The organism is Desulfurella sp., from assembly GCF_023256235.1.
GTDB lineage: Bacteria > Campylobacterota_A > Desulfurellia > Desulfurellales > Desulfurellaceae > Desulfurella.
On the sequence record NZ_JAGDWY010000008.1, the window covers coordinates 1 to 8,227 of the forward strand.

9 protein-coding genes are annotated in these 8,227 nt (G+C 30.7%); 8 read left to right on the forward strand and 1 reads right to left on the reverse strand.

Features of this window, described 5'->3' with window-relative positions; genetic code table 11:
- The first annotated feature begins 119 nt into the window (after positions 1-119).
- Genes cas1 through csm5 form a run of 8 tightly spaced genes read left to right on the forward strand, consistent with a single transcriptional unit; the run spans position 120 to position 7,260 of the window.
- Positions 120-1,049 (forward strand): CRISPR-associated endonuclease Cas1, encoded by a 930-nt coding sequence (gene cas1, locus Q0C22_RS00790; RefSeq protein ID WP_291490188.1) that lies wholly within the window; start codon positions 120-122, stop codon positions 1,047-1,049.
- Entirely contained in the window at positions 1,027-1,296 is a 270-nt protein-coding gene (cas2, locus tag Q0C22_RS00795; protein WP_291490189.1) for a CRISPR-associated endonuclease Cas2, read from the forward strand. The genes cas1 and cas2 (Q0C22_RS00795) overlap by 23 nt, the downstream gene beginning before the upstream one ends.
- Positions 1,293-1,571 (forward strand): CRISPR-associated endonuclease Cas2, encoded by a 279-nt coding sequence (gene cas2, locus Q0C22_RS00800; RefSeq protein ID WP_092128500.1) that lies wholly within the window; start codon positions 1,293-1,295, stop codon positions 1,569-1,571. The genes cas2 (Q0C22_RS00795) and cas2 (Q0C22_RS00800) overlap by 4 nt, the downstream gene beginning before the upstream one ends.
- A gap of 58 nt (positions 1,572-1,629) precedes the next feature.
- Positions 1,630-4,005, forward strand: coding sequence for a type III-A CRISPR-associated protein Cas10/Csm1 (cas10, locus tag Q0C22_RS00805; protein ID WP_291490190.1), 2,376 nt, complete (start codon positions 1,630-1,632; stop codon positions 4,003-4,005).
- Positions 4,002-4,490, forward strand: coding sequence for a type III-A CRISPR-associated protein Csm2 (gene csm2 / locus Q0C22_RS00810; RefSeq protein WP_291490191.1), 489 nt, complete (start codon positions 4,002-4,004; stop codon positions 4,488-4,490). Before cas10 ends, csm2 begins: the two co-directional genes overlap by 4 nt.
- 19 nt (positions 4,491-4,509) lie before the next feature.
- Entirely contained in the window at positions 4,510-5,223 is a 714-nt protein-coding gene (csm3, locus tag Q0C22_RS00815; protein ID WP_291490192.1) for a type III-A CRISPR-associated RAMP protein Csm3, read from the forward strand.
- Positions 5,210-6,103 (forward strand): hypothetical protein, encoded by an 894-nt coding sequence (locus tag Q0C22_RS00820; RefSeq protein ID WP_291490193.1) that lies wholly within the window; start codon positions 5,210-5,212, stop codon positions 6,101-6,103. Before csm3 ends, Q0C22_RS00820 begins: the two co-directional genes overlap by 14 nt.
- Positions 6,103-7,260, forward strand: a complete 1,158-nt coding sequence (gene csm5 / locus Q0C22_RS00825) for a type III-A CRISPR-associated RAMP protein Csm5 (protein ID WP_291490194.1) — start codon at positions 6,103-6,105, stop codon at positions 7,258-7,260. Before Q0C22_RS00820 ends, csm5 begins: the two co-directional genes overlap by 1 nt.
- Here csm5 and Q0C22_RS00830 read toward each other — a convergent pair.
- The coding region (locus tag Q0C22_RS00830; protein ID WP_291490195.1) for an SAVED domain-containing protein at positions 7,238-8,227 on the reverse strand (990 nt) is incomplete at its 5' end. The two genes, csm5 and Q0C22_RS00830, sit on opposite strands and share 23 nt — an antisense overlap.

Sequence of the window (8,227 nt, forward strand, 5' to 3'; positions counted from 1 at the left end):
AAGTAAAAAAATCATGTAATAAAAATGTTATGTACAAGGATTAATCGAGTGATTAATTAAAATTTTAGCTATTGTCTAAAATTAGAAAATTTTTCGTTTTTATAATTGAGGGTAACAAAATGAAAGGCTTATTGTTTGTTGCGACACCAAAAAGCATAGTTTCACGAAAAAACAATAACATATGTGTATATAATGAAAATGGTCAATTTGAATTTCCAATCGGTTCTATTGAACATGTTTTTCTGCTAGGTGGTATTAACATCACAACACCTACAATTAAATTTTTAAACACATTTGGTAAGTGTGTGTTTTTATTAAATCAATTTGGCAAGCTTATTACGGCAATTATACCTGAACATATTGGAAGCGATTATTCTTTAAGACTGGCCCAATATAAAATTATGCTCTCACAGCAATCAAAAATTCATCTAGTAAATTTTTTGTTAAAAGAAAAAGCAAAAAGTGTGGGTTATATACTTGGTCTTAATGAGTCAGCATACAATAGAAGTATTTATATAAAAAGTTTAATATCCAATGCAAGTACAAGAAATTTACAAGAAGCGCTAGGAATTGATGGATCTTTGAATTCAAAATTGTTTCAGTTTATGAGAGAAAACCTCCTACCAGAAAACTTCGAGTTTAACGAAAGAGATTATAAACCACCAAAAGACCCTGTTAATGCAGTTCTATCTTTAACATACACGATGTATTATAGTCTTCTTGTGCCTATTAGCATGTCTTATGGATTTGACCCGTATTTAAGTTTTTTTCATACAAAAAGAGGTAAGCATGCTAGTTTATGCTCTGATTTGATAGAGATTTCAAGACCATGGCTAACCTTGTTTGTGTTTGAAAATTTCAAAAATGCTTTTTTTGATCCAAGCGATTTTGTATTGAGCGAAAATGGCTGTTTTTTGAAGGAAAAAGCACTGAAGTCTTATGTTAAGCTTTTTAGCGAAAAAGTTATACATGGAGAATATATTGATCAAACAGTAAAATTTATATTAAATCTTAAGGAAAAGATTTATGAAATTTCTAATAACCTATGACATAAAAAATCCCAGAAGATGGAAAAAAGTTTTTGGCTATATTAAAAAGAAAGGTTTGAATGTTCAGTTGTCTTGCTTTGAAGTAGAAATGAGCAATTATAAGATAGGTAAACTTTTAGAAGAATTAAGTAAGTTTATTGATTTAAAAGAGGATGTGATTTATACATATCCACTTGAGCCCAATTCGAGCGCTTTTAGCGTTAAACTTGGAAAAGCAGAAGATTTAAATAAGGATTATGTGTTATGACAAAAAATTACGTTGTAATTTATGATATAACAGACTCTAAAAATAGGTACAAAATAGCACGATTTTTATTTGAATATGGAATTAGAACCCAATATTCTGTATTTGAAGTAGAAGTAAAGAACTCACAGTTTAACAAATTTATAGGATTGCTTGGGCGCAAAATTAAAAAACCAGCAGATAAAATTTACATATATCAATTAGATAAAAACAACCTAAAAAATATCCAAAGGATAGGTAATTATGAAAATTCTGTTATTTTTGATTTTTTTGTTTGACATTATAAATATGGATTTTGTATACTACAACAATAAATAGTTAAAAAGGAGTCTAAAAGTGAATTTAGAGCCTGTGGAATTAGTTAGTTTAGCTGCTTTACTTCATGATATAGGCAAAATTTCTCAAAGGGCAAAAATACCAATTGAAAACAAATATAATTTAGAAGAATACGCACCAGAAAAAGACGGACACCCCTCTTATATACACGCTGCCTATACAGCAGAATTTTTAGATTGGTTTATTAAAGAGTTTAGCATGAGATTCGAAGATGAAAAGACAAATTTAGTTAATATTGCATCATATCACCACAAAGACATTGACGAACCATTATATAAAATAATAAAAAACGCAGACCATCTTGCCAGCGGTTTTGAAAGAACACCACAGATAGAAAAAAGCGATTACATAAAAGAACAGTTGATTTCCATTTTTTCTTCCGTTTCAATTAACAATAACCAAAAAAACGATTACACATTTTCACTAAAGCCCTTATCGTTTGATATAGAGCCGCAGGTAAAATCTGAAAATACGCCAAAAGATTACGAAGCGCTCTACAATGGCTTAAAGGCAGATTTGCAAAGATTAAAAGGTATAGAAAATTTTGATATTTTTTATGACGGTTTAAATTATTTGCTTGAAAAGTATGCCTGGTGCGTGCCCTCTTCATCTTTTGAGGCTAAAGCTGATATTTCTCTTTTTGATCACTTGAGGGTAAGTGCCGCTTTTGCTGCAGCATTATACAAGTATTTTGAGCAATCAGGTAAGATTTTGCAACCAGATGATACCACACCTGCCTTTGCGCTTATTCAAGGAGATTTTTCTGGTATACAGAATTTTATATTTTCCAAACAAGGGGAATCAAATAAGTTTGCAGCTAAAATTTTGAGAGCAAGGTCATTTTTTGTATCGCTATCAACAGAACTTGTAGCCTATAAAATTTGCAAAAAGCTTGGTTTAACCAAAGCTTCGGTTGTTATGAATGCTGGTGGTAAATTTACAATTTTATCACATAATGCAAAAGATTTGGATCATATAATTAATGAAGTAACAGACGAAGTTAACAACGAGTTTTTAAAGTTGAATTACGGTCAAACACGATTTGCAATTGCCCACATAGAGCTTTGCGGTACTGATTTTTTAATTGATAAAAATGACAAAAAGAGCAAATTTAGCCAACGTTATGAAGAACTTGTTAAAAAATTGGAAGAAAAAAAGCTAAAGCCAGTTATCAAAAACTTTGTATTTGAGGATTATTTGGATTCAATAAAAGAAGGTGGCATTTGTAGAATCTGTGGCAACCATCCAGCAAATCAATATATAGAGGACACACCTATATGTGAAGTATGCCATAGAATGAAAAAAATTGGCGAGAATTTAGTTAAAAACAAGTTTTTTGCTATTACGACAAATGAAACAAGCTCAAGCATCCCAATTTTTTCTAATTACCATTTGGTTTTTGAAAATAAAGCTGAAAGTTTAAAAAATGCTTTGCTTGCTTTTGAAATAGGCTTAGAAAACGAATTTAGAGGTCTTGCAAAAAGTAAAATAGCAGCTTATGTGCCACGCTTAACACAAGATGAGATAGATAAATATAAAGATTTAGATGATGTACAAGGTTTAAAGGAAGGCGACATAAAACCTTTTTCTGCAATTGCAAAAGATGCAATAAAAGATAAAAAAGGCAGTGATTTTCTAGGTATTCTTAAGGCGGATGTGGATAATTTAGGTTTGATTTTTGCACGTGGTTTTGGTGAAAATGTAAGTATTTCAAAAACTGTTAGTCTATCCAGAATGCTTGATTTCTTTTTTACAGGCTGGCTTCAAAATGAAATTAAAACAAATTTTAGATCAATTTATACCGTTTTTAGTGGCGGCGATGACCTGTTTCTTATTGGGCCTTTCAACCAGATTATCGAATTAGCGAAAAAAATAAACGAACATTTAAGACAATACACAAAAAATGAAGACTTTCACTTGTCGTGCGGTATATATTTTGCAAAAGACAAAGTGCCAGTTTACCAGATGGCCAGACAAGCCGAAGAAATCCTCGAAAAAAGCAAAAAAGACAATGGTAAAAATGCCATAACATTATTTGAGCGTACTATGAAGTGGGATCAATTCAATAAATTAATGGAAATAAACTTAGATGACATTTTTAGAGAAGCTGATGTTTCAGAAGGGTTTAAGTATAATTTATTTACTTATTTGAAAATGATAGAATCAAATAAAACAAGAGACTTATTATGGAAGCCTCTTTTGATTTACAATATTTATAGAAACGTAGCTAAACAAAAAAGCAAAGAAGAAAGAAATCCTGTAATAGAAAAGTTTTTATCTTTAATGGTTAAATATTTTGAAGACTATAAAGGTGATTTTTTAGTGCCTTTGAGCAAATATATTTATGAAAACAGAAAAAGGGAGGAGTTAAAATGAATGAAAGAGAAAATTTTTATGGAAATGTCAATCGTGGACAAAAAAATCCTTATCAGCATAATGAAAATCGAAATAGATACCCTGGCATAACGCCGAAAGATTATTTTAAAGAACCAAATAGTGATATTGTTAAAGATGATTTGTTTTCTGTAACAGCCGATAAAATTACAGAAAGTTTTAGCAAAGAAGGCGGAATAACAGGAAGCCAAATTAGAAAGTTTTATGATGAAGTTTTAAGACTAAAATTAAAATTAGACAGCGCAAGTGATAAAGAGACAAAATTTGTTGAAATTTTGCCATATCTTAAAATGCTTATACCAAAAGTTATTTATTCAAAAAACAGAAATAATGCAAATGAATCTTTCGAAAGTTTTATTAAAATGAATATAGAAAATATTACAAAAGTAAGAGAATTTGAGGTTTTTTGCGATCTATTTGAAGCGATTATTGCCTATACAAAAAAATATCCAAATTTAAAAAAATAGATAAAAGGAGTAATGCACAATGAAACTTGAAAAAATAGTAAAAATTACTGGAAAAATTGAGTTAAAAACCGGTTTGCACATAGGTGCAGGTAATGACAGTATTCATATAGGCGGTGTGGATAACGCTGTTATAAAAGATCCAATAACAAAAAAACCATACATACCTGGCTCTTCCATAAAAGGTAAAATAAGAACGCTTCTTGAGTGGGCTACAGGTAGAGTGAGAGATTCAAAGCCTTTTGCAACAAAAGACAAAGACGATGATCCAATTGCAAGAATTTTTGGTAATGGAAAAAACGATCCGAATTACAAAGGTGGCCCTACAAGGGCGAGTTTTTCTGATTGCCAGCTTAGTGAAGAAAATAATAAAAAACTTGAAGAAATAGGCTACACAGAAATTAAAACTGAAGTGACAATTGATAGAATAAGCGGCACAGCTGCGGGTGCTGGCCCAAGAAGTACAGAAAGAGTTCCTGCAGGAGCAAAATTTGATTTTGAAGTAACTTATAAGGTTTTTGATAAACAAGACGAAGAAAACCTTGAACTTTTACTTTTGGGCATGAAGCTACTTGAGTATGATGCATTGGGTGGTTCTACCTCGAGGGGCTATGGAAGAATAAGTTTTAAAGATGTTACAATTGAAGGAAGCAATAAAAAATTTGATGAAATAAAAATAGATAACGATTCGTTCAAAAATTGGGAACTTAAGGGAGATAAAAGTGCAGTCTCTTAAGCTTACATTGAAATTTACAAGCCCTCTTGCAAGTGCCTTACAAAGTGATACAATCTTTGGCCAATTTTGTTGGTATTATAGCTACATTTATGGCGTAGAAAAGCTAGAAAGCCTTATTAATCAAGAAAAACCTTTTACAGTTTTTTCTGATGGTTTTTTGGAAGATCATATACCAATACCAGTATTAAAACCTGTCTCAATTGATAAATTTGGTGATTATGCAGACATTAAACGCTTTAAAAAATTAGCGTTTATTAAAGCCAGCGCCTTAAAAGATGTAGATGTGCTTGACGCAGTTAAATTAATAAAATCTGTGGATTTAGACAAAAAATCCTATCTGGAACGCCAGGTTATTTTGAGAAACAGCATTGATAGAATAACAAATACTACTTTGGAAAATGGTTTATATCAGACAGAAGAAGTTTTTTTTGACAAAGATGCAAGAATTGATATTTATGTAAAATATGATAGTAAGCTTATTGATAAAGATTGTATTATAAAGGTTTTTGACTACATTGGTCAAAGCGGTTTTGGTAAAGATAAGTCAATCGGAAAAGGCAGATTTAAAATTACAAATCTGGTAGATAACCCTGATTTACTAAAAGAAAAACAAACCAAAACATTTATTAGTTTATCCAGTGGTATAACCTGTGATGATTGTGAGGTGCTTTTTGGGAAAACCTTTGTCAAATTTGGAAAACATGGGGGGTATGGTTTGAAAAATCCATTTAAAAACCCTGTAATAATGTTTAAGTCTGGATCTATTTTTAAGATTAAAAACTTTAAGCCCATATTTGGCAAAAGCTTATCTGTTTCTAAGTATAAAAACCATAAGCATGGTGCATATCTACTACCATTATTTGTGGATGTGGAGGAATAATGAAAAGTAAAACTTTTAATATAAAACTAAAAGTGTTAACGCCCATACACATTGGAGATGGCAGCTCATATGACCCAACAGATTATATAATAGATAAAAACGAGATGCATGTTATAGATCATGACAGATTTATTCAAAAAATCAACTCAAATAAAACCTTGTATGATGATTTTTTAGGAAGAATTAAAAACTTTACGCCTAAAAGTATTGGTTTAATAAATTTTATAAGAGAACAGTCAAAAGGTTTATATAGGTATTCTCTAAAACTTGATAAAAAAGCTTTAGAATATATAGAAAACTCCCCAAACGAAATTGGCAGAGCCCCTATTGATAAATTTATAAGAAATCCGTTTAATGATACAATCTATATACCAGGATCAAGTATTAAAGGCGCGCTAAGAAGTGCAATTATTGAAGTTATTTTTAGGAAACTTTTGCCAAAAGAAGAAGACAAATGTAATGACAGTGAGCAAAGAAAAAAATTGCTTGAAAGCTTAATTGAAAGAAACTCAGATTTGAATAAGTATAACGATAAAGGTAAATTGTTAGAAACACTTTTAACCACTACTTTTAATCCAAATGACGCAAAAAATGATATACTAAAGCATGTTTTGGTTTCAGATTTTTTGCCAAGCGAAGCGAGTTTACAAATTTGCTATCCAATAAATAAAAGTTCTACCATAGAAAACAATATTCCTGCGCTTTTAGAATGTGCAATGCCAGGCAGCACTTTTGAAGGAACAATTACTTTTAAAAATCAGTTTTTTGATGAATTAGACAAAATTCTGGGTAAGATAGCTAACATAAGAGGATCAAGCTCACCAAAAAAGGATTCACTGCATGATTTTAATGGTAATCTTTTAGCAAAATGGATAAGGGCAAACTACAAAGATAAAGTTTTGATGTGTGAAAAAGAAACAACTAACTACTCTTTAAGCACTAAAGACAATAATTTTATATTAAAAATAGGCAAACACGCAGGGGCTTTGTCAAAATCCATTGCAGGTTTCAGAAAGATAAATGTTAATGCTTCTAATCCTGAAAAACAACGCGAAGAAAAAAACACTTTAGATTCTCAAACAACCTTTTGGTATATAAATAACAAACCAATGGGTTGGGTGCTTGGCGAGGTAATTAGCTCAAATCACTTAAATTAAATACTTTAAAGTATCTTGCGCTGTCAAAAAAATAATGATAAACGCTTGCATTTAAGAATTTACCTATTGCGCAGCCCAAGCCAAAAGCCATAGCAACAGGCATAGAAAACACCAAATTAACTTTTTTGAATTGATATTGTCTTTTTACATAGTTTATTGCATTGTTAATCTGGCGTGTTAGTTCTTTGTAATTTTCAATTGGTATGTTGCCTTTTACTTTTGCTTCAATTTTTATAGTGGGTTTTTTTGTTGGAGCTATAGGCTCATGGCTTGCGAAATGAAGCAATATATTTAATTCTTTTGGTGCAGATTCTAGTTTACTTATAACTAAGTCGCTAAAATTATCATCTATGGTCTTTAAATCACGGTCTGTGTCAAGAGCTTGCAAATACTGACCTGCTTGAAAATGCAAAACTTTGTATGGATAAATGCTACCTAGATAAGCACCAATACCAAATGCAAAACTTGCCGGGCAGTTGAAAGCAACTTCGTCAAATGGTTCGATAAATTTAGCCGTTTGCTTTATAGTTAAAGTCCAATTAACCTTAGGCATATTACCAATATTTATGATTTTAAAGCCAGGGACATTTAATTGCTCATTTTTTGCCAGAATTAACTTCCGATCTGGCATAAATACCTGGCTTAAGATTTCGTGTAAATTTAAGTTTTCTCCTATTAAAATTTTATTTTTAGAGTTTGCATATTTTTGTTTTTCTTGTAAACTAGGCGTTTTTATCTTTAGCGATTCATCGATAATACCACTAAAGCAATAGTTTTCTTTAATATTTTTATTATGCATTAATGCATAAGCTGCTACATACATTGCTAAATTGTAAGAGTCTCCATCAAAGTCTTCATCGTTAAAAATTGCATCAAAGTCAAATTTTAAAAGTCCTTTTATTTTTTTTGTATAGTGATTATTTGGGTTTTCGGCTTTAAAGACCATAATTTTAATTAATTTGTTTTT